This window comes from Sphingobacterium sp. xlx-96 (genome assembly GCF_011007365.1).
GTDB lineage: Bacteria > Bacteroidota > Bacteroidia > Sphingobacteriales > Sphingobacteriaceae > Sphingobacterium > Sphingobacterium luzhongxinii.
This window is the reverse complement of the sequence record NZ_WFKM01000001.1, coordinates 213174-237019: the sequence shown is the minus strand read 5'-3', so window position 1 is coordinate 237019 and position 23846 is coordinate 213174. Positions and strand designations below refer to the sequence as shown.

Sequence of the window (23846 nt, the reverse complement as noted above, 5' to 3'; positions counted from 1 at the left end):
AATGAAAACTAGTAAAAAAGCCAGACCTTCCATTATTGTTATTTTCGGAGGAACGGGAGATTTGGCGAAGCGTAAATTGATACCTGCTTTTTACAATTTGTTTTTGGACGATTGGATGCCTGAAAAATTCGCAATTATCGGATTAGGTCGGACGGAACTTGACAATGCATCTTACAGGCAGCATCTGCAAGAAGGGTTGACCGAGTTTTCAAGAACTGGAGCACCGGAGCAACAAAAGTGGGAAACATTCAATCCTAATATTTCCTATTTTCAATCAAATATCGAAGATATCAATTCCTACAAAGATTTAGCTGCCCAATTGGATGCTTTAGATGAATTGTGGGGCGAACGGGCAAATAGATTATTTTATCTATCAGTCGCTCCTCGCTATATTGAAGCCGCGACACTACATATCAATGAATCCGGTCTAGCTAGCCTACCTGATAAGGATCGTATCGTCATCGAAAAGCCATTCGGAAACGATAAAGAGACGGCAGTTGCCTTGAATAAATTATTGAGGCAGACCTTTCAGGAGAAACAGATCTATAGAATAGATCATTACTTAGGTAAGGAAACAGTACAGAATATCCTAGCTTTCCGATTTGGAAATGCATTATTTGAACCCCTATGGAATAGAAACTTTATTGATTCCGTTCAGATAACTGTTGCTGAGCAAGTTGGTGTAGAAAATCGTGGCGGGTTTTACGAAAGTGCGGGAGCACTTAAAGATATGGTTCAAAACCACCTCTTGCAGATATTATGTATGGTGGCTATGGAAGCTCCTGCTTCATTCAAATCTGAAGAGATACGTAACCGTAAAGTTGATGTATTAAGAGCGATACGACGTATCAAACCAGAGGAGGTACAACGTTATGCGGTAAGAGGCCAGTATGGCGAAGGTTGGTTACAAGGTAAAAAAGTACCAGGATACCGGGATGAAGAAGGTGTAAACCCAAAATCAAACACGGAAACTTTTGTTGCTGTCAAGTTCTTTTTGGATAATTGGCGTTGGCAAGGTGTACCTTTCTACTTACGTACGGGAAAACGTATGCAGGAGAAACACTCTTCGATCACCATACAATTTAAGCCTGTTCCTCACTCGACCTTCTCCAATGGTCAGGTTGATAATTTGATGCCAAACAAACTAACTATCAATATTCAACCTCAGATGGATATCCGTTTACGCTTTATGACCAAGCGTCCAGGCTTGACCATGGCATTGAACCCTTCGGAGATGGTTTTCGATTACGATACGTGTTCGACCCAATCGCCAGAGGCCTACGAGACATTACTGCTTGATGCTCTTAATGGTGATGCGACATTATTCATGCGTTCGGATCAGGTCGAAGAGGCTTGGGATGTGATCACACCGATACAGGAAGCATGGGAAAGTAGAAATACCCTTGACTTTCCGAACTATGCATCAGGCACTTGGGGGCCTGAAAATGCAGAAGCCTTGGTTGCTCAAAACGGTCATGTATGGGCTGTAAACGCACACCATAAAAATTCTTAGTTTCACTAGTCGTATATTAAAAGTTTGAAGAATTGATACAGATATTTGACAATACACAACAACTTATTGAAGCCGCTGCTACATTATTCATTGCAACCGCAAAACAGGCTATAGCTGAAAAAGATAAATTTACAGTAGCACTTACTGGAGGTTCATCTCCTATAGCTCTTCATAAAATACTTGCCTCCTCGGAATATCAAGCGATGATAGATTGGCAAAAGGTTTTCGTATTTTGGGGTGATGAGCGTTGGGTACCATTTGACGATGAGCGTAGCAACACCAAGATGGCTTTTGACACCCTCTTAAATTATGTGCCAATCCCAAAGGATCATATCTACAAGATGTATTCTGAGACATTATCACCGGAGGAGCATGCTGTACAATACGAGGCAGAAATAAAAGCTATTGTGGGTGAAGATGGAGTTTTTGATCTCATCTTATTGGGTATGGGAGACGATGGTCACACTGCCTCCTTATTTCCGCACACAGATGTGCTTAATGAAGACAAAAAGTGGGTAGATGCCTATTATCTAGAACCTCAAAGTATGTATCGTATCACCTTAACCGCACCGCTCATTAATAAAGCCAAGAATATTGCCGTACTTACATTCGGTAAGAAGAAAACCGATGCTTTGTATGAGGTATTAGAGGGTGAACGCAATCCACAGGAATACCCGTCGCAACTATTGGCTCCGATCAATGGGACACTGGTATTTTTGACTGATAAAGCCGCTGCGAGTAGATTGAAAATTACATCTTCGAATTAAACGATTTTTTATAGCACAGATGGTCCCATAACTCATAGTTTTGGGACCATTTTCATATGTAAATAATTTGACTTTTAATTGTCATCCGCCAGCTGGCGGATCCAAACTATTTTCATTCGTGTTTGTGCAGTTATGCTACATGGATATTTCATATTTAACCACATTTGTATTTTTTCATGACCTCAATAGTCTCCTGCATTATCCTTCGCTGTTCTTCCTAGAGACTTGCATTATTATTTCGATAACCGGCTTTTGCTGTCTCCCATTTTGCTTCTAACTTTTCGAGATCGATGACTTTACCTTCAAGACAGCTTTTTTTCTCGAATGCCTTAGCTTTTTCTGCATCATTTTTATAAGCATCCTTCCTGATCGACTCCTGCAATTCACAGAGCTTGTATGCTGCTTCCATCCGGAGCTTTTTAAACGTAGCATATGCCTCGTATTTTCAGAAAGAAGCCTGCTTATCCTGCTTTTTCTGATAATCTACCTTTTCGTTTTTCAAATATTGCATTTGCTCTTTCTGCTGATCGTTTTGCCGCTTTTCTTCATCATGAAATTTCAACTTTAAAGACGCACAATCGCTTTTACTTGTTTCAGCAACCCTTTTAGCTTTACTGATCCTCTTCTGGATTTCATCTGATTCGGTTTCATTCTCTTCAAGATAAGTGATCATCGTGGTGTGCTCATCTTTTCTAAACTGTGTCGCATGAAAACATTTGCTCCCAGCTACTTTCTGGAAAGAAACCGTTTCCGATCCAATTTTACCGTCTGCATCATAACCCAAAATGAGGAAATTGCCCTTCGATATTTCAAGAAACCCGATTCCATAGGCGTCTAGAAATTGAAAAGACTCAAAAGTTTCCGGAAAATTATCGTTATCAAGTAGGTAGATTGCAAAGCCATCATCCGCTACATATTTTCTTCCCTTAAACTCGCCACCTGCAAACTCCCGACATTCATCCTTATATAGAAATTTCTTTCCAGTAAGAATTCTTCCGTTACTTCCCGGCTCCGTATTGGAGGTTCGTACATGATACTTGATCCGACCAATTCCATTTTTTCACGGAATTTTCTCACTACCATTGTAATAATAGTACAGATTTCCTTTAAGTGTCTGCAGAGAAGCATTAAAATTGGGGCTGTTAAGATCATAATTGTAACCGGACTTCCCATAGATATCAAAGCCAAAACCCAAGATTGCACCTATTTCTGTATTGATTAAAAAACATACAGTTGCATCTCTTCCGATAAAGTTCCCTTTAAAGCTAACTTTGTAATCAAAACAGATCTTATCGTCTGGTTCAAAAGGTTTCGCTTTCTCAGGCTGTTCAAAAACCTCTACTTTCTTTTTTTCCTGTGCGTACATGGATTGAATAAGCAATAGAAAGTAGGCTACTATGAAATATCGCGTAATTGACGTTTTTTAAGTTAAACTGTTGTGTATGTTGCATTCACAAGGTTAGAAATTCCACCCGTCGATTTTGAGCTTCTCCCTCGGCAGTCGCATTGCTTACAGCCAGCTCAATGGCTCCTTTTCCCGACGTCGATATCCTGTTCCTGTCGATATTAAAAGTCTCGTTCAGATACGTTTTTACCGCTATGGCACGTTGTTCCGAAAGCTTTTGGTTAGCAACAGCGTTCCCTAGATTATCCGTATGTCCTATAATTTCAATTTTCACAGAATTGTTCTTCTTCATATCGGCTATTTCCTTAAATACACCGTGCGATTCAGGCTCTATCCTTGCCGAAGCCGTAGCAAAGTAAATTCCCGAGGTAACGTATTTCCCTTCTTTCAATAGCGTACTTCTGGCATCCATTCCTGCTTCAGCAATACGAAGGTTGCTTATGTAAAAAGCATCTGTGGGTTTCGGTATCAAAGGTGATGCCCTAAAATAAAAGTTGTTGCGATAGCTGCTATTGTCAAATCACTTTGGCAGATCAAACATCTTCTGATCATTCAAATACAAGCGAAGACGATTTCCGTTTACGTCAATACTCACCCTAATTTTATTACCTGCCATTTTATTAACTGCACATTCCTGAGTCGTTCCCCGTCCCGAATATAAACTGGTGGAATAACCGACGAACTCCTTCACGGATGGTGGAATTAGAAAGTAAAAAACACTTTTGTGTTGGATCGTGTTTTTTGCAGGATTGACCACTTCCGAAAACCCAAACGTAACAGGTGGTCTTTCTCCCGATACGGGATAAAGTAAATCAAATTCTATGGTAAATTTTTGCAGCAGCTTTCCATCTAATTCTAGGAAGCTGGTCGAATTATCTGGTACTTTCAGCCATTTTCCCTACTGGTTTTTAAGCGTAACGATTTCACTGCCTCCATTGGTGTTCCAGCGTACCGGGAAATCGCCGATGGCATCCTGCGCGAAATCATCGTAAAAAAGAATTTTTTCACCGGGACTGTAAATCGTCAGCATAATTTGGACATAATTTATTAAAAACTAAGAGAGTGTTTTCCTAAAAAACATTAACTTTATTCAGGATGGGAAGACCGAAAAAAACAATCCCGGAGAATTTTATCAAGGATGTACGTCGTAGTACCCGCAGAATCATTACAGCCGAGCAGATTAAAGAATTCGTTGTCGAGGTTGCCCTGGATAAGGTTGATTTATCGGCACTTGAGTTGGCTCGTCACATTACAGACGAACATCAGATTTTTATTTCTGAATCCTCTGTCTACAGAATCCTTAAAAACAAGGGACTGATAAGCGCTCCATACCATATTTTGATCAGTGCATCCGATGAATTCAAGGGTAAGACCAGTATTGTACATGAAATGTGGCAGACAGATTTTACCTATTTCAGGATAAAAGGCTGGGGAGATTATTATTTAAGCACCATATTGGACGACTACAGCCCCTACATTGTACATTGGGAGCTCTGTCCATCAATGAAACATGAGGACGTGATACGCAATGTAGACACAGCGATTGAAAAGGCGAAGTTAAAGACAAAGGTTAAGCCTAAATTATTGTCAGATAATGGATCGTGCTATATCTCTAAGGATCTTGGCAGGTATCTGACCGAAGAACTGGAAATGAAGCAGATCCATGGCAGCCCCGCTCATCCACAGACCCAGGTAAAAATTGAAAGATACAACAGAACAATGAAAAATGTGGTCAAATTGAACAATTACTATTCACCAGAAGAGCTAAAAGAAGCCCTCCAAGAGTTTGGAACGTTATCACGAGGCCTTAAATAACCTAACTCCTGCTGACGTATATTATGGTCGTGGAGAACTGATATTAAAACAGAGAGAACGATTGAAAAAAATCGCCATTAGTAACAGATAAGCACAATATCTAAAACAAAAATTAATAGATTTATAAATAAGAAACACGCCTTAACAGTTTGTCCTGATTTGTTTCAAGACATACAGTTAACGATCTTTATTTTGCGGCAACAGGGGAAGTTGATTGGAATAGGAAAAATACATATACCTTAAATAATTTAGAAGTATTGAAGTGCCTTATCTGACTACTAATAATAATATAAACTTATACAACATTGTAAAAAGGTTTGTTGAAGATACAGATCAAACCAAAGAACTTCGAGTTGCTTACTCTTATAGTAATTTAATTTACTTTGAGAAGGAAAAAAGTGAAGTTAAGACCGATATAAATACTCTTATCATAACTTATATTCCAGAAGCAGGTTGTATAGAAGATTTAAATTACTATAAAACAGGCGAAAGAATGACACTAAACACTCTTGACAAGGCTTTTGTTGGTTATATTGAATATAAGAAACTTAACGGGGAGGTGATAGGCCTAGAATATTATATGAATGTTAGGATGATTGCTCGATATTCATTATCTAGATCAAGTAAAAATAATAAAATGGCTTTAGCAAATGTAAAGTCATCGGATTTGATAACAAGCTCAAGTTCAACCGGTACTTATCAACAATGTACTACCGTCTGTACACCGATATATGGTCAAGTCTGTACTTCTGTACCTGAGCACTCAGAAGGAGGAGAATCCTGCGTTACTAAAGTAATAGGGCAAAGTTGTAATGAGGTTTGTGTTGAAGTATCAAATCCAGAAAACCCTACACCTGGGGACGGTACTCCGACGCCCCCTACACCAAGTCCGCAGATAGTTGGATATATTAACGATATCTTTGATCCCTGCCCTGATATGGAAGTTGGCTCAGAAAATCATAATAAGTTCATTTCAGAAGTCCAAGAATTAGTAAGTAGACCCCCCTTTGATTGTTTTACAGAAAAAATGCTCCAATTTTTAGCTAGCAGGGCTAGCAGTAACGGAAAGATAAGTTTATGTATTAATAGCAATATAGGTGGAGGGACTTATAATGCGGGGTCCAAATCCCTGCAGTTTAAGAATATTTACGTGATTAATAGACAAATCATTTTTCACGAGCTCTTTCATGCGTGTCAGGATAAGATTTACCCGAATGGAATAAATCAATATACGGCATCTAACGGTAAAGTAGAAATAGAGTTTGAAACTCACTTATTTATAGATTTAGTTGGACGAATTGGTTCTGAGATTCCCACGGCGTCTAAATCCGAAGAATATAGGGGATTTTTAAATGGATTAACTACCGACAACAATGGTAATAGAAATTTATTTAATGCTAATAATTTTTTTGCTGATCCTACCGTTGCATCGAATAGTCAGTATAAAAAATACAAAGAAGAGTTTAGACAATATAAATCAATATATAATCCGGAGGCGATGGTGCCCTCTTTACCATATAATAATCTAAATATTATTCCCGCTACTATACAGCACTTTTTAGAAAACACTAATTGTTATCAATAATGAAAATTCTTCAACTTCTCTTACTTATTATCCTATGCACTTCATGTGCTGATTACAAATATTTTTACAACCCCCTAAATACAAAAAATAAGAAATCGGAGGATAAAGAGTTGGAGGCACTTAAAAAAAAGCTAAGACAAGATTTTAAAATCATTGGTAAACGTTCAAATAAACTTTTCGAGAATGATAAAGATTATAGTTATGATCCGAATATCCTAAAAACAACTTATAAAGAGATGGTTGCATCTATTTTAATAGCGAATATTCCTGAAAATATAGATGATGAAAAACTAGATCCTAAACAGACTATTTTTGTTCGCTTGTATTTTAGTTCTAAAAATCTTAGACCGGTAGAAGTATATTTCGGAACACATATTATGAACCTTTTTTCTGTTTTCCCGAAGAAAAACATTGAAAACATTGAAAATGAACTAAAAAAAAGAGTTATAGCAGAAAAGAATTATGAAGCATTTGGGGAAAGCGAAGTAGAAAGACAGTTGGCCAGTACAAACTATGTCCAACATATTGCTGCTTTTAGAGCTAAGGAGCTAGCTCAAGTAAAACAAGGAAAGCTTGAATTTGATAAAATAACTTATTTATGACTTTTTATCGTTTAAAAAGTGATTCTATCTTCTCTTTAATGTGTTAGTTAAAGCTTTTTTCATTTTACATTAGATTATTACTGACATCCCTCCTTATCACCTAGAGGTATACACCCTTATTTTCCTCCGACCTTAAATCCGATCTCACCTTTTGAGTTCTGCTTCGTCTTCTCTTCCTCCGCCTGCAGGCGGTCGATGTATTCAAATAGCTATTCGATATTTTGGTCGAGACCTTTTTGTTTCTTGACGATTTGTTCGATAGCATATTTGATTTCGGCAATTTCCAATTTTTACTTCTGTATCACTAGAAAGAAGTTATCTCATACGCGGGTACGCAAAGCAACACACACTTCCCCGGAGCAAAAGAGACCTTCTTCGTGGTATAAATGCCTTATCAGACTTTGTAGAGACCGGAGAAATCAGGAAATGCAAAAAGAGAGTAAACATCCTGGTCGATGGACAGAAAGTCAAAGACAGCTCGCGGAACTTCTGTTAATCCGCTTTCCAAAACTAAAGAAAGCCTACGACCTGGGAATTGCATTGGGAGATATCTTCAACAAGTGCAAGGATAAGAAAATAGCGTTTACAAAACTTGGGCTGTGGCACAATCAAGTGGGGAGCTCAAGAATACTATCGTTCGAGAGTGTAGCAAGATCCATACTTCGACAATAGAAGTACAAACGCGTCCACAGAGTCCTTCAATGCAAAACTTAAGGCGTTCAGGAGTATCTTTCGAGGTGTAAGAGATACTACCTTTTTCCTATATCGTGTAATGAAATTGTATGCTTAATAAAGATACCCCCCAAACTTTCGGTATGATCCTGGGTTCTCATCCCCGCATGGCCCGAACTCAAAATCCTGAACCTTCTTGAATCGAACCCTTGGGTTCGCCCCGAAAGGGCACAAAAAAAGCTCAATCTTTCGATTGAGCCTTTTTTGTGATCCCGCTGGGATTCGAACCCAGGACCCATACATTAAAAGTGTATTGCTCTACCAGCTGAGCTACGGAATCCTAATTCTTTATTTGAATTATCCTTCGTTTGAAGTGATGCAAAGGTAGAAAAAATATTTGTAATTGCAATGGTTTGGTAAAGATAAATCCAACAATTATTGCACTTATTTAAAACTAAATCATAAAAAAACAGCTATTAATCTGATACAAAATCACTTAAACCTATAAGCTACCCCTAGCCGAAAACATCTATTTTTAGGATTAAATGGACCAAGCGAATTGTAGATACGATAAGGTGTTAATGCTTGATAGCTTCCTCCTAAATCAAATCTCTTGAAATGAACGTTAATACAACTTGAAAAAACGAAATTTATCCGATTTACGTTCGTGTTTGCTAAATCTAATGCCTATCCCCCAAATCGAACAAAAAAACACAAAAGGGCTTACTGTAGGGGATGCTTCGAAAGCTCAATCTGCTGTGATTATTATAGAACCTCAGGATCCCATATCAAAAATGCCTTTCCTGCTCTTCTTGAGTAATCTTTAAGGCACATTTCCAATGTGTCTTACGCAAGGTATGGAAAATCAGTTTTATTACGAACCCGTATCTAGTATATTTAAAACAACACCCGACAACAATACAATCAACTCCCTAAAGAAAAATGGTTATCGGCTGGTGTATATACCTGAAAATCCTTGCTTAAAGTGAGTAAAATCAAAAAAGCACAAAGAGATTTGTGCCTTTTTGTGATCCCGTTGGGATTGGATCAGCCCCGCATGGCCCGAACACAAAATTCTGAATCTTTCTTGAATCAAACCCTTGGGTTCGCCCCCAAACGGCACAAAAAAAGCCCAATCTTTCGATTGAGCTTTTTTTGTGATCCCGCTGGGATTCGAACCCAGGACCCATACATTAAAAGTGTATTGCTCTACCAGCTGAGCTACGGAATCCTAATTCTTTATTTGAATTATCCTTCGTTGTTTGAAGTGTTGCAAAAGTAGGCATTTTCATCGTTTTTGCAAACATTTATCTACTTTTTTTATCAAATCCACTAAAAAGAACTCATTACTAAGCTTTTATTTTTAACCTTCATTAATAGCTTTCCACAACATATCCTTTAAAGGAAGAATATTCTTATTGGCTACGGAAGATATAAAAATATAGGGAACATCTTTCGGCAATTGAGCCTTCATTTCTTCCTCTAATTCTTCATCCAACATATCTGACTTAGTTATTGCCAATAATCTTGGCTTCACCAAAAGTTCGTCGTTATAAGAAGTTAATTCATTTAGAAGAATATTATATTCCTCTTCGATAGTACGATCGGTATCTGCAGGAACCATAAATAGAAGTACAGAATTACGTTCTATATGTCTTAGAAATCTAATTCCTAACCCTTTTCCCTCTGACGCTCCTTCAATTATCCCAGGAATATCTGCCATAACGAAAGACTTATTATCCCTATAACCAACAATCCCTAAATTAGGAACAAGCGTGGTAAATGGATAATTTGCGATTTCAGGCTTTGCTGCCGAAACAACAGATAATAAGGTCGATTTACCTGCATTTGGAAATCCAACTAAACCAACATCTGCTAAGACTTTGAGTTCGAGGATCACCCATTGTTCTATCCCAGGCAGTCCGGGTTGTGAAAATCGAGGTGTCTGTTGTGTAGAAGACTTAAAATGCCAATTTCCCAAACCGCCTTTTCCTCCTGCCGTCAGAATTCTAGTCTCTCCTTCTTCTGTGATTTCGAAAAGTATCTCACCTGTCTCCGCATCTTTTGCTACTGTACCCAAAGGAACTTCGAGAATCTCGTCATTTCCATTAGCACCGGTCCGCAATGCCGACCCGCCTGGCCCACCTGATTCGGCAATAATATGCTTTCTAAACTTAAGGTGTAATAACGTCCAGTGTTGTGTCGATCCTTTAAGAATAATATGCCCGCCTCGTCCGCCATCGCCACCGTCTGGACCGCCCTTGGCCGTGAATTTGTCCCGATGCAAATGCGAAGAACCAGCCCCTCCATGCCCTGACCTACAACACACCTTAACATAGTCAACAAAATTAGAACCCTGAGCCATAAAATTATTTATAATAACAAATTAAGCAATATAACTATCGATCACGTGAGATAATTCTGTGAAAATAGTGTCAATATCACCGATACCATTTACTTTAGATAGCTTATTTTGAGCCTCATAATAAGGTAGAACATGTATTGTCTTTCCGAAATATTCTTCAATACGCTTTTTCAACTTATCAGCAGCATCATCGGCACGACCGGAAATCTCCTGCCGCTTGGCAATGCGTTGTGTTAGCTCTTCTTCATTAACATCTAATGCTATAACTCCAGATATAGCGCTATCGTTATCTACTAAAAATTGATCTAATGCTTCAGCTTGCGCAACTGTACGTGGAAAACCATCAAAGATAAATCCTTTTGCTTCTGGATTCTTTTTAATCTCTTCTTCTAACATCGCAATCGTGATCGAATCAGGAACTAAATTTCCGTCGGCAATAATCTGACTTACCTGTTTACCTAAATCAGTCTGATTTTTAATATGTGCACGAAAAAGATCTCCTGTAGAAATATGCACAAGGTTATATTTACTGATTAGTTTTTCTGATTGTGTACCCTTTCCTGCTCCTGGAGGACCGAATAATACAAGGTTTAGCATAGTGTTGAGTAATTTTTGGTGACAAAAATAAAAGCCTAATTCGTTAAGAGAATTAGGCTTTTCAGTTAACTAATGTGCGCACCAAGGGAGTCGAACCCCTAACCTTCTGATTCGTAGTCAGATGCTCTATCCAATTGAGCTAGGAGCGCAGCGACCATCACTTCTTTAGGTATTACCTATTCCGTTTTGGTGATGCAAATATAGAAATTTAAAAACTTTATACAAACATTTTTCTTTGGTTATTCTAAAAAAGAGAGATAGTTTTATTCTACACCGCTAAAAAAATAGCGCGAAAGAACTTGAACTCCTCCCGCGCTATACACGAAACAAATGAATACTAGTGCTTTACATCCATTTCATCGACATAATCTTCATTCGGCACATAATCTGCAACGATCAATTCTTTATAATTAACATCTTGACCTTTGCTAAAACGTCGTTGTAAACTATCAAAAATTGAATAAACTACCGGTACAACAACCAATGTCAGGAACATCGAAGATAATAAACCTCCAATAATTACAATAGCTAAACCTCTATTGGTATCGGCAATCCCTCCTGTCGCCATAGCAATAGGAATCATACCAAACACCATGGCAATGGTAGTCATCAAAATCGGACGAAGACGGGCATGGTTTGCTGCAACCAAGGCATCATGCGTCGTCGCTCCAGCCGCCTTCTTATGATTTGCAAAATCAACCAATAAAATGGCATTCTTTGCAACCAAACCAATCAACATGATAATACCTAAAATTGTAAAGATATTCAAAGTTTGATTCGTCAGTGCTAGCAACAATAAGGCACCAATAAATGATAGTGGTATCGAGAATAAAACGACAAATGGTGTTGCAAAGTTATCATATAAGGCCACCATAACAAGATAAACCAATATAATAGAAGCTAATAACGCAACTCCCAATGTACCAAAACCTTCTTCCTGATTTTCCATATTACCACCCCACATCGTATCTACACCTGTTTTCTTCTCTAATTTATCAAACTCTCTTTTCCATTCTTCAGATACAGTGCCCGCTGGACGCCCAATCACCTGCGCTTTGACAGCTACTGATGGCGTTTTATCACGACGTTCCAACAAAGTAGGTCCCGAACCATAGGAAATATCTGCAAATTGTTCCAACGTAATAGAAGCACCCTGATTGTTGATAAACTTCAATTTACGCACATCGTCTATACTGGCCCGTCCTTTATCATCGAACTGTATATTGATATCGTACTCGTTATCACCCGCACGAAACTTATTATCGGTATTCCCAGAGAATGCAATCTGCATCGTACTACCTACCGTAGCAACATTCAGCCCCAAAGAAGTCATCTTATCACGATCCACTTTGACATTAATTTCAGGGTTACCAGCTTCAGAAGACAACCTTACCTGGGACGATCCTGGTATTTTCTTCAAAATATCAGCAGCTTTGTTAGCAAAATCCAACGCATCTTCCATCGAAGTACCAATCACGGTTAAGTGCACCGGTGCCTGCTCTGCCCCCATAAGTCCCATATTGACGGTACGTACGATTGCACCGATTAATTCATTCTCCAATTCACGCTTCAACTCGGCAGAGTATACTTTAGAATTTAAAACTCCAACATATTCATCTTTTAAGATCACGTGAATCTCCGATTTGTACCGAGACCCTGATACCCCTCCCATACCACCATCGCTCGATTGTCCTACCGTAGTAATCAATCTCTTAACTTCGGGTTTTGATGCGATGAGGTTTTCTGCGCGTTGTGTTAACTGATTGGTTGTCTCTAATGAAGCGTCTTTTTCTAACTCAAGCTGTATCATAAATTCCCCTTTGTCATTTGCAGGAAAAAAGTCTCCCCCAATATAACCTAAGATAGGCAATGATAATGATGCAAAAAACAAGGTAACAGCAATAACCAACGTTATAATTTTATTCCCTCGAGTTCGTAAAGACCATTTTAAGATATCTGAGATCCAATGTGTGAATTTAGAAAGACCTCTTTCAAACCCTAAAATAATACGACCAAAGAAAGAACTTGAATTGATGTGCTCTAATCGACCAAAGCGAGAATATAACCAAGGCACTACCGTAAATGAAACCAGTAAAGATAGTCCTGTAGCAATAATAACAGTAACACAGAATTGTGCTAGAATATTAGCCACCAAACCTGTAGACATCGCTATTGGCAAAAACACTACTACAATTACTAATGTAATAGCCGTAACCGTAAATCCGATCTCCGCAGCACCATCATATGCTGCGCGTACCCTATTTTTACCCATCTCCATATGACGGTGAACATTTTCGATGACAACGATAGCATCATCAACCAAAATCCCAACCACGAGAGACAATCCCAATAAAGACATCAAATTTAAGGTGTACCCCATAAAGTAAAACCCAATAAAGGTCGCCACAAGAGACAAAGGAATCGCCACCATCGTAATAGCGGCATTACGCAAACTATGCAAGAAGAATAGCATAATAAAACCTACCAATATAACGGCTACTACTAAATCTTTCATCACATGATTGGCCGAATCCAAAGTATACTCACTGGAATCATTCGCAACTAGGACTTGTATACCTTCCTTGACATAATCTTTTTCAACCCCCTTAATGATATTCCCGTCTTTATCTTTTGTTGCTATCGTCGCCTGAACCAACTTAGATACAGCTACAGCATTTGCATCCGATTGCTTATACACTTGCATTAAGATCGTGTTTTTACGATCTAACCTTGCTACTTTTTCTAGCTCGGCTACCCCATCCTGAATATCTGCTATATCACGAAGAAAAACAGTCACTCCTGCAGGAGTAGTAATAGGTAAATTACGCAATTCTTCAACAGAACTGATCTTACCAGCAAGACGAATGGTGTTACGTTTCTCACTAGATTGTACACTACCTGTAGGAAAATCCATATTGGAAGCTCCGATAACCTGTTGAATCTGCGAAATACTCAAGCCGTAACCCTCGAGCTTCTCTGGATCAACCTTCACTTGTATCTCACGCTCTTCGCCACCGATCATATCAACCTTCGCTACACCATTAATACGAGCAAAAACTGGTTGTATTTTTTTATCCAACAGATCATACAATTCCTTTTCAGATAAATTAGAAGTAACTGCTAAACTCATGATTGGCATATCGTCCAGCGAGAACTTATTCAAGATCGGAGGATCGACATCGTCTGGCAAATCGTTCAAAATAGAATTGATCTTCCGCTGTGCATCCGTAAGCAAAAAGTTAACATCCGCCTCATCGTTCAATGTCACAGCTACTACTGAGACACTTTCCATAGAGGTAGCCTCAATTTTTTTCACCATTTCAAGTGAAGATATCGCATCTTCAATCTTTTTGGTAACAGTATTTTCCACCTCAGTGGGAGATGCACCTGGATATACTGTTTGAATCAAAATAACTTTGATATCAAACTTAGGAATCAGTTCATACCCGAGTCGGGTATAAGAAAATATACCACCAAGGATCAAGATGATAAACATCACGATGATCAAACTTGGTCTTTTTATCGAAATTTCTGAAATCTTCATATTATTTAACGTCTGTTCAGATTTTATTTAATAATAGAGATTGGAGCCTGATCGAATACATTGATTTGACCAGAGATAATAACTTGATCGCCTGCATTTACCCCTCCTAACACTTCAATATAATCACCAAAACTTCTTCCTGATTTAACCGTCGTAGCTACGGCTTTACCATTTTTCACGACAAAAATCTTATTGTCACTTACAGAACCAAGAAAGGCAGTACGTGGTATCACAAGAACGTTTGCAGTAGCAGTATCACCGAATCGTGCTGTTCCGTACATACCTGCTCGTAATTCATTATTAGGGTTAGAAACTTCAATCTCTACTGGAAAATTCAAACTACCGTCTGACTTAGGTGCTATAAATATTATTTTACCGGTATAAGTCTTATCAGGGTACACACTAACTCCTACGTTTACAATCTGACCTACAGCTAATGTTGCTACATTTTTCTCATCTACATTTACACGTAGCTTTAGCGTACTCACATTCACAATATCGAAAGCCGCAGCGCCCGTATTCACATAAGTACCCGGCTCGATCTTGCGCGAATTTATAATACCTGAAACAGCAGTTTTTATCGTCACATCCCCAGCAGTTAATTTCGCGCTGCGCAAGTTATTTTTAGCATTTTCAAATTGAAGCTTAGCCTGGTCTAGTTGTTGTTGAGTGACTCCTCCTGTACTAAATGCACTTTCAAATCGCTGTACATTTTGTAATGCATTATCATAGTTGGCTTGAGCATTTGCAACATTAACATTCAACTTATCACCTTCTACGATAGCAAGTGTTTGCCCAGCGCTAACTCTTGATCCTTCACTTACTAAAACTTTCACAACACGTCCTGGTGTCTCAGCAGATACAGTAACTTCTTGCTTGGGCATAAAATTACCATTTGCGACATATGCTAAATCCACCATTTGTATACGGGCAGTATCCACACGTACCGCAACTTTTTCATTTGTTACAGCAGCAGCAGCAGTTATCTCCTCGTTCTTTTTTTTATTCTTATTTAGCAAATAAATAATACCTACCAACAGAATTGCAATACTTATTATGGTTATTATAACGCGTTTCATATTATATTTTTAGATTACTTTTCGTTTACTAATGATTTTAATTTCCCTTTTGCTTTGATTAACTGAATTTCAGCAACTTTAAAATTCAGCAAAGAAGTATTGAGATTATTTTGAGCATCGGCAAGTGCTTTCTCACCATCCAATAATTCTGTCAAGGTAGCTAGTCCATTCTTGTAATTATTCTCTGTATCAGACAACACCTCTTTTGCTAAAACAACATTAGCCCTGTTGGTGTTGACTGTTAATAAGGAATTTTTAATCTGCGCTTTGGCATTTTCATTTGCTAAAGACAATCCCAATTTGGTGTCATCCAAAGCAACTTTAGCTTGTCGTATTTCAATATCAGCTTGGTTGATCTTTGCTTTTGTAGCTCCCCCCGTAAATATCGGAATAGAAAGGTTTAAACCTATGCTAGACGTTTTTGGCCACATAAAATTTCCTCCGACAGGAAACCCTTGACCGAAACCATTCCAACCGAAATCTGCCCCCAAAGACAATGTCGGATATAAACCAGCTACTTTTGACTTCTTCTGCAATTCGTAAAGCTCAATCTGTTTATTCATTAATAAGACCTCTGATCTAGATTCAACATCCATAGATTCCATGGTAATAGCCCCATTTATATCAAAGGTTTCTTCTGGCAATTCAATATCGTTTTCGATAGGCATACCTATAGCAAACTTGAGTGCATTTTCTTTCAGTTGAAGTGCGTTTAAAATTTGTTGCTTTTGTGACTCCAAATTATTTACTGCAACAACCAAACGATCTAAATCAATTTTCTTTTGTAATCCCGCTTTCACTAACCCATCCACAACATTTTTAGTTTTTGTGGTATTATCAAGATTAGTTTGAATAGTCTCAAGCTGTAATTGTGTTTGAAAAATATCGTAATATGCAATAGACACCTTCTCGATCAGCTGTTCCTCTGTCAACTGGGAATTCACCAAGTAAAACTCCTTAGTCGTTTTTGCGGCCTTTAAACCTGTAAAGACCGCTTGATTAAACAGCTGTTGATTTAAAGAGACCATAGCTGTAGAATTCCAAGGCTGCCCCATTTTTACAGTAGTCACTTGTCCACCCATATCAATCGGAATTTCTGGAATAATAACGTTGTATTTTAAAGCTCCTATACCATTTATCTGAGGCAGAGCAGCACCACGTACTTCATCAATTTGATATTCCGCATTTTCAAGTTCCAAAGCGGATTTTTTAGCATCTGCTTTGTTCTCCAGTGCATACTTTATAGCTTGTTGCAGAGTCAAAACCTCTTGTGCATCTGCATACCTACCAGCAAAAACACCTGCTAATAAAACCGCAATAATTCGTATCCTTTTCATTTAGTTGTTATTTGTGACGATTCTTTCCTCGAAAATTAATCTGATAGCTCTCTTTTGACTTTCTAGTATATGACCTACATTAGCTCTATTTGGAATTCCGGACATAATATCTTGTACATTATGCATAATACCAACAGATTTCATGATCTCGACAAAAGAAACACTAGCCTCTTCCACATCTCGGATCTGAACACCTCCCATTTTAACGGCTTTCGAAAAAAGCTCCCTAATAGCAGATATATCCCGTTTATATAAATTATCAATTACGGATCTTATTTCGACCCCCTTTATCCATTCTAGATTTTCATCGATATGAAGCATATAATATTTACTAAGATACGTCGCACGGAGTTCCACAATATCATATAAGGTCTGGATCAGATTTCCATTATACTTTTCTATAAGAACCCATTCCTTTTCATAAAGCTCATCCGCAACCACCGCTATCGCATCTGTAATCAAGGCGGACTTATCTTGGTAATAATAGTAAAGATTTGCTTTAGTAATTTTCATATCCTCAGCAATTTCGTTCATTGTGGTTTTATTAAATCCATAATGACAAAATCTTCTTAAAGCAACATCAACAATTTCCTCTTTACGTTTATCCATTTTTCAGTTTTACCTTCTGACTTTTGTTAAAAATTGTTCAAAAGTACAGAAAGAGCACCTGGAAACCTTAAGAATAGTAAAAAAAAACAATTCTCTGACAAAACAAAAAAGCTATAATTCGGGAATTTTATTTACACAAAAAGCTTATTAAACTTTTTCTTATCGATTTTGTAAAGACGAGCTGCTCGATAAGATACCCCAGTCTGATATTCATCAAGTTCTTTCAAATAACCTAAATTACTCATTTTTTTACGGAAGTTGCGCTTATCCAAAGACTCTCCTAATATAGATTCATAAATCTGCTGCAATTGCGTAAGAGTAAATTTTTCCGGGAGAAGTTCAAACGGAGCAAAAGAAAACGTAAGATTCGCTTTCAATTTATGCAAACCGATACGTAATATATCTTTGTGGTCAAACGCCAATTCAGGTACATTATTTACATCAAACCATTTGGCTTGCCGCATATAGTTCGTGACAGGTTTTACCTTATTTTTCACATCCTCGTAACGGACCAAGGCCATAAAAGCGACTGTCAGAATACGTCCTTCAGGGTGTCTTTTGACTCCCGCAAAGGCCGCTAACTGTTCTAAATAAATATCTTTTAGACCTGTATTTTCGTACGAAATTCTTTTCACAGCATCTTCCATCTCCTCTTCTTTGTCCACAAAGTAACCAGGAACAGCCCACCAATCTTTATAGGGATATTCGTTTCTTTCAGTAAGAAGAACTTTTAATTGTCCTTCATGAAAAGTCAGGATCAGACAGTCTACAGTAAAAAAGGAAAGCACAAACTCTTTATTTTAAGTAACAAATCAGCTAAATATTAGGCAATATTGCTTAAAAATTACAAAAGAAGCAAAAAAAATCGTTAAAAATTTAATAGTGTAAGAAATACACACTATATTCGTATTGCCTAAAATTAGTTTGATTTGAAAAAAATAACGAACATCGGTGTCTTTACTTCAGGTGGTGATGCACCAGGAATGAATGCAGCTATTCGCGCTGTTGTGAGAACCGCAATATACGAAAATATACAGGTCACTGGTATCTACAGAGGCTATCAAGGAATGATCGATGCAGAATTTATCGACATGAATCGTCGTTCGGTAAGCTCTATTATCCAAAAAGGAGGAACTGTGTTAAAATCAGCTCGCTGCCTGGAGTTCAAAACGAAGGAAGGTCGGCAACAGGCTTACGACAACATCCATACTCAGGGCATAGATGCGCTGGTGGCTATCGGGGGTGATGGTACCTTTACCGGTGCCGATATATTCTCCAAAGAGTTTGATATTCCTGTTATGTGTATTCCAGGAACTATCGACAATGACTTATATGGTTCGGATTACACCTTAGGATACGACACGGCCAACAATACCGTAATCGAAGCTATAGACAAGATACGTGACACCGCATCTTCCCATAGCCGGGTATTTTTTGTCGAGGTAATGGGACGGGACTCAGGATGTATAGCACTGAACGCTGGCGTAGGCGGTGGTGCAGAAGCCATCTTAATGCCAGAAGTCGACAGTGGTATTACGGAGCTTTTTGGTGAGCTTGAACTGGCTGAAAGTAGAAATAAAAGCTCCATGATTGTCATTATAGCAGAGGGAGATAAAAATGGTGGCGCTTATAATGTTGCAAAAATTGTTAAAGAAAAATTCAATCATCTTGACATCAAAGTTAGTATATTAGGGCATCTTCAACGCGGCGGTTCACCAAGCAGTTTTGACCGTGTTTTAGCAACAAGAATGGGATTCAAAGCAGTAAAAGAACTTCTTAACGGCAACAGTAGAGCTACAGTAGGTTTAAGAGGAACAGCAATTGTAACCACACCTCTAGAGGAAGCTTTAAGCAAAAAGGAATTCAAACTGGACGAAGAACTGCTGGCCATTGCTAACATAATGAACAAATAGTAGAGTCATGATTTTAATAATTTTCACTGGATCAAGATACGCAGATTGGCGCCTAGTCGACAAAGGTAAAGTTCTTCACGGATTTCGAACTGCAGGAATAAACTCGTATATTCAGGATGAAAATTTCATCAACCAGCTTTTAAATAAAAACACAGATCTGCTTTATAACGCAGAAAAAGTTCGCAAAATATTCTTTTTCGGAGCAGGTGCCTCATCAAAAGATCGTCAGGAAAAAATTGTACAGGTATTTTCTTCTTTTTTTAAAAATGCAAGAGTAAAAGCTTCACACGACCTTGATGCTGCTGCAATTTCTACGTTTGGTGATGAGAAAGGTATTGTGGGGATCATCGGGTCAGGCTCAAATGCAGCTTATTTTACAGGGAAAAAGATCGTAGAAAATAACTACGGCTTGGGCTATATACTGGCTGACGAAGGTTCGACGAACTGGTTAAGCAAACAGATATTACAGGATTTCCTTACAGAAGCTATGCCCAATGGATTCCGGGAGAAACTGCTGGAAAGACACAATATTGACCGCAAGACAATCCTGGAAAAAATATACAACACCCCGAATCCAAATATATTCCTCACCTCTTTTGCTGACTTCATACAGGAAAATAAAAACGACCCTTATATGATGCCTATTATAAAAAAAGGATTGGATTTATACATCAAAACCTACCTTATCCCACTAGCAGACAATTATCCGGACTCACCGATATCGCTCACTGGATCAGTGGCATACAACTATAAGGACTGGTTGATTGAATTGGGGAATGAATATCATTTAGGCATCGAAAAAATCGTCAAAGAGCCTATTCAAAATTTAACAAAGTATTATATAAATAAAAATTGAAAAAAATGAAAATTGGAATTAACGGATTTGGCCGTATCGGTCGTTTAGCATTCAGAGCAGCTGTAGGTCGTAAAGATATCGAAGTTGTTGGGATCAATGACCTGGTAGAGCCTGATTACATGGCTTACATGTTAAAATACGACTCAACTCACGGAAGATTTGATGGTACCGTTGAAGTAAAAGATGGTAACCTAATTGTTAACGGAAAAACAATCCGCGTTACAGCAGAGAAAGATCCGGCAAACTTAAAATGGAATGAAGTCGGCGCTGAAATTATTATCGAATCAACAGGCTTATTCTTAACACAAGAAACTGCGCAAAAACATATCGATGCTGGTGCTAAAAAAGTAATCATGTCTGCTCCTGCAAAAGACGACACACCAACCTTTGTAATGGGTGTAAATCATAACGAGTTGAAAGCAGAGCAAAATATCGTTTCTAATGCATCTTGTACAACAAACTGTCTAGCTCCTATCGCCAAAGTATTGAACGACAAGTTTGGTATCGTCGAGGGACTTATGACTACTGTACATGCGGTAACAGCTACACAAAAGACCGTAGATGGCCCTTCAATAAAAGACTGGAGAGGAGGACGTGGTGCATATCAAAACATCATCCCTTCTTCTACTGGAGCGGCAAAAGCTGTAGGTCTAGTACTACCTGAATTGAAAGGTAAATTAACAGGAATGTCTTTCCGTGTACCTACAGCGGATGTTTCTGTAGTGGATTTAACTGTGCGATTAGATAAGGCGGCTTCTTACGAAGAAATCAAAGCCGCGATGAAAGAAGCTTCCGAAGGCGAATTAAAAGGTATACTAGGCTATACTGAAGACGATGTAGTATCTACAGATTTCTTGGGTGATGCACGCACTTCTATCTTTGATGCAAAAGCCGGTATATCATTAAATGATAACTTTGCTAAAGTCGTATCATGGTACGATAACGAGTGGGGATATTCAAACAAGATCATTGATTTAGCTGAAGAGACAGCAAAATTCATTTAAGATTATTATAAAATAACAACCAAAACAGGGAGCTCCATATAAGCTTCCTGTTTTTGCATCAAAGCAATCCCTCATCCCTAAAACTATAATAACTACTATCCGTAAAAATCAAATGGTCATTGACGCGAATATCCATTACTCGAGCTGCTTCACTTACTTTTTGGGTCAGCACTTTATCTGCCTGACTGGGAGACAATGTACCCGACGGATGATTATGAATTAAAATAATCGAGTTGGAGTTACTTTGTAGGGCATAACGTAATATAATCCGTACATCGACAGGCGTAAAGTCATTCCCTCCTCTACCAATTAACTGCTCACTCAACACTTTACAGGCTGTATTCAGGTAAATAACCCAAAACTCTTCGTGTGGTAAATCCTGTAGATAGGGCCTAAAATAGGTAAAAACCTTCTTACTGCTATTCAATATAGCGGCATCTTGTTGATTTTCACTTTTGCGACGTCGGCCTAATTCCAAAGCAGCAACGATAGCAATAGCTTTGGCTTCGCCTATTCCTTTATAGCCACACAATTGTGGAACTTCCTTTTTGGATAAGTCGCCAAGATTATTTTTTGAATCGCTTAAAATCCGCCTGCACAATTCTACAGCTGTCTCTCCTCTTGACCCCGAGCCAATAAGAATAGCTAACAACTCAGCATCTGTCAGGGCACGTCTCCCCTGTTCTAATAATTTTTCCCTTGGGCGGTCCGATTCTGCCCATTCACGAATAACAAGTTTACTCATAGTTTATAAAAGTAAATAACTGATTTCCTTAAAATTACAAAAATAGAACAACTTAACAAACTTTAACTCGTCCAGATCAAACGGACAGGCACTTTCTTTGGCGAAAAAAGCCTATCTTTGTACCTCGAAAACAAAATTTATTTAGTAATGAGTAAAGCAATTATCAAGACAGAGAAAGGCGATATGACTGTAGAATTCTATACAGCAGACGCTCCGAATACCGTTGCAAATTTCGTTAAGTTGGCTAAATCTGGTTTTTACGACGGACTTGCTTTTCACCGTGTGATCCCCGATTTCGTTATTCAAGGAGGATGTCCTAACTCGAAAGAAGGTGCTGCAGGTGTACCTGGAACAGGCGGTCCTGGCTACAAAATAGACTGTGAGTTGACAGGAGAAAATCAATATCATGACCGTGGTGTTTTATCGATGGCACATGCAGGTCGTAATACAGGTGGTTCTCAATTTTTCATATGTCACAGCCGTAATAACACAGCTCACCTAGACCGTAACCATACTTGCTTCGGTAAAGTGATAGAAAATCTAGATATAGTAGATGATATCCGCCAAGGAGACCGTATTTTAGCTATTGAAGTAATAGAAGATTAATAACCTTAAACCCAAAAGATGAATTTAAGAGCTTTAGTATCAGTAACAGGTAAACCAGGTTTGTTTAAACTTATCGGTCAAAATAAAGGTGGTTTTATTCTAGAATCTCTAGATAGCGCAAAAATTAAATCTGTAGTCAATCTTAATACAACAAAAATGGCTACATTAGAAGATATAACCATCTATGGTGAAGAAGAAGAAATCCGCCTATTAGATGTTCTTGAGAGAATTAAAGCTGAAGGAGTAAACACACCCGATACAAAATCTGGCAGTGACATACTGCGAGATTTTTTTAGAAATGTAGCTCCTGGACACGATGAATCACGCGTGTATACCTCTGATATCAAAAAAATAATCACTTGGTATAATATCATAAAGGAATTTCCTTTATTTGAAGAAGAAGCTCCGGCTCCTATCCAATAAAAAATAAAAGGTCTGATATTCAAACATCAGACTTTTTTTTGAATCAATGGCACAAAAAAAATGCTTCGTATGGAAAGCATTGCATGTTAGACATTAAAGTCTTTAATAAAGGTACACTTATATTAACTTTTTTTAGTGTTATTTGCCTTGGTATCGGTGGGTCTTTCTACAAAACCCCAATTTGTCATATAAAACATAAGTGGATTCCGCTGTAAACTTGTTTTCTTTTCCTTTCTTTTTTTAATCATATTTTATCCTTTCATTTTGTTATGTATTAAACATCCCTCAATAAGCAGGCCAAATTTATAAAGTTGGCTACTTTTCTCTACTAAGATAGAAACCAAATAAAACTTTCAGGATCGTGAGGTGGTGATCAAAAACAGAAATGAAGCGAAGCCGATCCTAACGG

22 protein-coding genes, 3 tRNA genes and 1 pseudogene are annotated in these 23846 nt (G+C 38.1%); 11 read left to right on the top strand and 15 right to left on the bottom strand.

Annotation, left to right across the window (positions count from 1 at the left end):
- Position 1: 1 nt before the first annotated feature.
- Complete coding sequence (gene zwf / locus G7B20_RS01095) at positions 2 to 1513, top strand: glucose-6-phosphate dehydrogenase (RefSeq protein ID WP_164108191.1); 1512 nt, start codon at positions 2 to 4, stop codon at positions 1511 to 1513.
- Positions 1514 to 1545: 32 nt separating this feature from the next.
- Entirely contained in the window at positions 1546 to 2280 is a 735-nt protein-coding gene (gene pgl / locus G7B20_RS01090; RefSeq protein WP_164108190.1) for a 6-phosphogluconolactonase, read from the top strand.
- A 217-nt stretch (positions 2281 to 2497) separates the two neighbouring features.
- On the opposite strand, the gene G7B20_RS01085 is transcribed toward pgl, so the two are convergent.
- From G7B20_RS01085 to G7B20_RS01070, 4 genes are all read right to left on the bottom strand, one after another.
- Entirely contained in the window at positions 2498 to 2689 is a 192-nt protein-coding gene (locus G7B20_RS01085; protein WP_164108189.1) for a hypothetical protein, read from the bottom strand.
- A 36-nt stretch (positions 2690 to 2725) separates the two neighbouring features.
- Complete coding sequence (locus G7B20_RS01080; RefSeq protein WP_164108188.1) at positions 2726 to 3064, bottom strand: hypothetical protein; 339 nt, start codon at positions 3062 to 3064, stop codon at positions 2726 to 2728.
- 276 nt (positions 3065 to 3340) lie between these two features.
- Positions 3341 to 3646: a hypothetical protein gene (locus tag G7B20_RS01075; RefSeq protein ID WP_164108187.1), complete on the bottom strand. Its 306-nt coding sequence runs from the start codon at positions 3644 to 3646 to the stop codon at positions 3341 to 3343.
- Between the two features lie 85 nt (positions 3647 to 3731).
- The gene (locus G7B20_RS01070) at positions 3732 to 4157 is read right to left on the bottom strand and encodes an OmpA family protein (protein ID WP_164108186.1); all 426 of its coding nucleotides are present in this window, start codon (positions 4155 to 4157) and stop codon (positions 3732 to 3734) included.
- Between the two features lie 623 nt (positions 4158 to 4780).
- On the opposite strand from G7B20_RS01070, the gene G7B20_RS01065 reads away from it, so the two are divergent.
- The 4 genes and pseudogenes from G7B20_RS01065 to G7B20_RS19650 all read left to right on the top strand — a co-directional run bounded on the left by G7B20_RS01065 (position 4781) and on the right by G7B20_RS19650 (position 8477).
- A complete protein-coding gene (locus G7B20_RS01065) occupies positions 4781 to 5500 on the top strand; it encodes a DDE-type integrase/transposase/recombinase (protein WP_164108185.1) in 720 nt (239 codons plus the stop codon).
- A gap of 262 nt (positions 5501 to 5762) precedes the next feature.
- A complete protein-coding gene (locus tag G7B20_RS01060; RefSeq protein ID WP_164108184.1) occupies positions 5763 to 7085 on the top strand; it encodes a hypothetical protein in 1323 nt (440 codons plus the stop codon).
- Positions 7085 to 7687: a hypothetical protein gene (locus tag G7B20_RS01055; RefSeq protein WP_164108183.1), complete on the top strand. Its 603-nt coding sequence runs from the start codon at positions 7085 to 7087 to the stop codon at positions 7685 to 7687. Before G7B20_RS01060 ends, G7B20_RS01055 begins: the two co-directional genes overlap by 1 nt.
- Positions 7688 to 7882: 195 nt before the next feature.
- Positions 7883 to 8477, top strand: a pseudogene (locus tag G7B20_RS19650) (transposase).
- Between the two features lie 149 nt (positions 8478 to 8626).
- Here G7B20_RS19650 and G7B20_RS01040 read toward each other — a convergent pair.
- The 10 genes from G7B20_RS01040 to G7B20_RS00995 all read right to left on the bottom strand — a co-directional run bounded on the left by G7B20_RS01040 (position 8627) and on the right by G7B20_RS00995 (position 18678).
- Positions 8627 to 8699 (bottom strand) — tRNA-Lys (locus G7B20_RS01040).
- A gap of 818 nt (positions 8700 to 9517) precedes the next feature.
- A tRNA-Lys gene (locus tag G7B20_RS01035) sits at positions 9518 to 9590 on the bottom strand.
- A gap of 132 nt (positions 9591 to 9722) precedes the next feature.
- Entirely contained in the window at positions 9723 to 10724 is a 1002-nt protein-coding gene (gene obgE, locus G7B20_RS01030; protein ID WP_164108181.1) for a GTPase ObgE, read from the bottom strand.
- 21 nt (positions 10725 to 10745) lie between these two features.
- A complete protein-coding gene (locus tag G7B20_RS01025; protein WP_164108180.1) occupies positions 10746 to 11321 on the bottom strand; it encodes an adenylate kinase in 576 nt (191 codons plus the stop codon).
- Between the two features lie 75 nt (positions 11322 to 11396).
- A tRNA-Arg gene (locus G7B20_RS01020) sits at positions 11397 to 11470 on the bottom strand.
- 188 nt (positions 11471 to 11658) lie between these two features.
- Positions 11659 to 14865: an efflux RND transporter permease subunit gene (locus tag G7B20_RS01015; protein WP_164108179.1), complete on the bottom strand. Its 3207-nt coding sequence runs from the start codon at positions 14863 to 14865 to the stop codon at positions 11659 to 11661.
- Between the two features lie 23 nt (positions 14866 to 14888).
- Entirely contained in the window at positions 14889 to 15944 is a 1056-nt protein-coding gene (locus G7B20_RS01010) for an efflux RND transporter periplasmic adaptor subunit (RefSeq protein WP_164108178.1), read from the bottom strand.
- 14 nt (positions 15945 to 15958) lie between these two features.
- Positions 15959 to 17281, bottom strand: coding sequence for a TolC family protein (locus G7B20_RS01005; protein WP_164108177.1), 1323 nt, complete (start codon positions 17279 to 17281; stop codon positions 15959 to 15961).
- On the bottom strand, positions 17282 to 17890 hold the full coding sequence (locus tag G7B20_RS01000; protein WP_164108176.1) for a TetR/AcrR family transcriptional regulator: 609 nt from the start codon (positions 17888 to 17890) through the stop codon (positions 17282 to 17284).
- Positions 17891 to 18021: 131 nt separating this feature from the next.
- The gene (locus G7B20_RS00995) at positions 18022 to 18678 is read right to left on the bottom strand and encodes an NUDIX hydrolase (RefSeq protein WP_164108175.1); all 657 of its coding nucleotides are present in this window, start codon (positions 18676 to 18678) and stop codon (positions 18022 to 18024) included.
- 141 nt (positions 18679 to 18819) lie between these two features.
- Between G7B20_RS00995 and pfkA the strand changes: the two genes are divergently transcribed.
- The 3 genes from pfkA to gap are packed head-to-tail and all read left to right on the top strand — an operon-like array spanning position 18820 to position 21663.
- Positions 18820 to 19803: a 6-phosphofructokinase gene (gene pfkA, locus G7B20_RS00990; protein ID WP_164108174.1), complete on the top strand. Its 984-nt coding sequence runs from the start codon at positions 18820 to 18822 to the stop codon at positions 19801 to 19803.
- A gap of 7 nt (positions 19804 to 19810) precedes the next feature.
- On the top strand, positions 19811 to 20659 hold the full coding sequence (locus G7B20_RS00985) for a hypothetical protein (protein ID WP_164108173.1): 849 nt from the start codon (positions 19811 to 19813) through the stop codon (positions 20657 to 20659).
- A 5-nt stretch (positions 20660 to 20664) separates the two neighbouring features.
- Positions 20665 to 21663, top strand: a complete 999-nt coding sequence (gene gap / locus G7B20_RS00980; RefSeq protein ID WP_205600162.1) for a type I glyceraldehyde-3-phosphate dehydrogenase — start codon at positions 20665 to 20667, stop codon at positions 21661 to 21663.
- A gap of 58 nt (positions 21664 to 21721) precedes the next feature.
- Here the strand turns inward: gap and radC are convergent, their stop codons facing one another.
- Entirely contained in the window at positions 21722 to 22408 is a 687-nt protein-coding gene (gene radC / locus G7B20_RS00975; RefSeq protein WP_164108171.1) for a RadC family protein, read from the bottom strand.
- Positions 22409 to 22555: 147 nt separating this feature from the next.
- Here radC and G7B20_RS00970 point away from each other — a divergent pair, with 147 nt between their 5' ends.
- A complete protein-coding gene (locus G7B20_RS00970; protein ID WP_164108170.1) occupies positions 22556 to 23014 on the top strand; it encodes a peptidylprolyl isomerase in 459 nt (152 codons plus the stop codon).
- A gap of 18 nt (positions 23015 to 23032) precedes the next feature.
- Positions 23033 to 23437, top strand: coding sequence for a DUF5606 domain-containing protein (locus G7B20_RS00965; RefSeq protein ID WP_164108169.1), 405 nt, complete (start codon positions 23033 to 23035; stop codon positions 23435 to 23437).
- The last annotated feature ends 409 nt before the right edge of the window (positions 23438 to 23846 follow it).

What these genes read in the sequence shown, in the direction of transcription:
- gap (WP_205600162.1), top strand. Translation starts at nt 20,665, where the DNA reads ATGAAAATTGGAATTAACGGATTTGGCCGTATCGGTCGTTTAGCATTC.
- G7B20_RS01005 (WP_164108177.1), bottom strand. Translation starts at nt 17,281, where the DNA reads ATGAAAAGGATACGAATTATTGCGGTTTTATTAGCAGGTGTTTTTGCT.
- G7B20_RS00985 (WP_164108173.1), top strand. Translation starts at nt 19,811, where the DNA reads ATGATTTTAATAATTTTCACTGGATCAAGATACGCAGATTGGCGCCTA.
- G7B20_RS00965 (WP_164108169.1), top strand. Translation starts at nt 23,033, where the DNA reads ATGAATTTAAGAGCTTTAGTATCAGTAACAGGTAAACCAGGTTTGTTT.
- obgE (WP_164108181.1), bottom strand. Translation starts at nt 10,724, where the DNA reads ATGGCTCAGGGTTCTAATTTTGTTGACTATGTTAAGGTGTGTTGTAGG.
- G7B20_RS01025 (WP_164108180.1), bottom strand. Translation starts at nt 11,321, where the DNA reads ATGCTAAACCTTGTATTATTCGGTCCTCCAGGAGCAGGAAAGGGTACA.
- G7B20_RS01000 (WP_164108176.1), bottom strand. Translation starts at nt 17,890, where the DNA reads ATGGATAAACGTAAAGAGGAAATTGTTGATGTTGCTTTAAGAAGATTT.
- G7B20_RS01075 (WP_164108187.1), bottom strand. Translation starts at nt 3,646, where the DNA reads ATGTACGCACAGGAAAAAAAGAAAGTAGAGGTTTTTGAACAGCCTGAG.
- radC (WP_164108171.1), bottom strand. Translation starts at nt 22,408, where the DNA reads ATGAGTAAACTTGTTATTCGTGAATGGGCAGAATCGGACCGCCCAAGG.
- G7B20_RS01055 (WP_164108183.1), top strand. Translation starts at nt 7,085, where the DNA reads ATGAAAATTCTTCAACTTCTCTTACTTATTATCCTATGCACTTCATGT.
- G7B20_RS01065 (WP_164108185.1), top strand. Translation starts at nt 4,781, where the DNA reads ATGGGAAGACCGAAAAAAACAATCCCGGAGAATTTTATCAAGGATGTA.
- G7B20_RS01010 (WP_164108178.1), bottom strand. Translation starts at nt 15,944, where the DNA reads ATGAAACGCGTTATAATAACCATAATAAGTATTGCAATTCTGTTGGTA.
- G7B20_RS01015 (WP_164108179.1), bottom strand. Translation starts at nt 14,865, where the DNA reads ATGAAGATTTCAGAAATTTCGATAAAAAGACCAAGTTTGATCATCGTG.
- zwf (WP_164108191.1), top strand. Translation starts at nt 2, where the DNA reads ATGAAAACTAGTAAAAAAGCCAGACCTTCCATTATTGTTATTTTCGGA.
- G7B20_RS01085 (WP_164108189.1), bottom strand. Translation starts at nt 2,689, where the DNA reads ATGGAAGCAGCATACAAGCTCTGTGAATTGCAGGAGTCGATCAGGAAG.
- G7B20_RS00970 (WP_164108170.1), top strand. Translation starts at nt 22,556, where the DNA reads ATGAGTAAAGCAATTATCAAGACAGAGAAAGGCGATATGACTGTAGAA.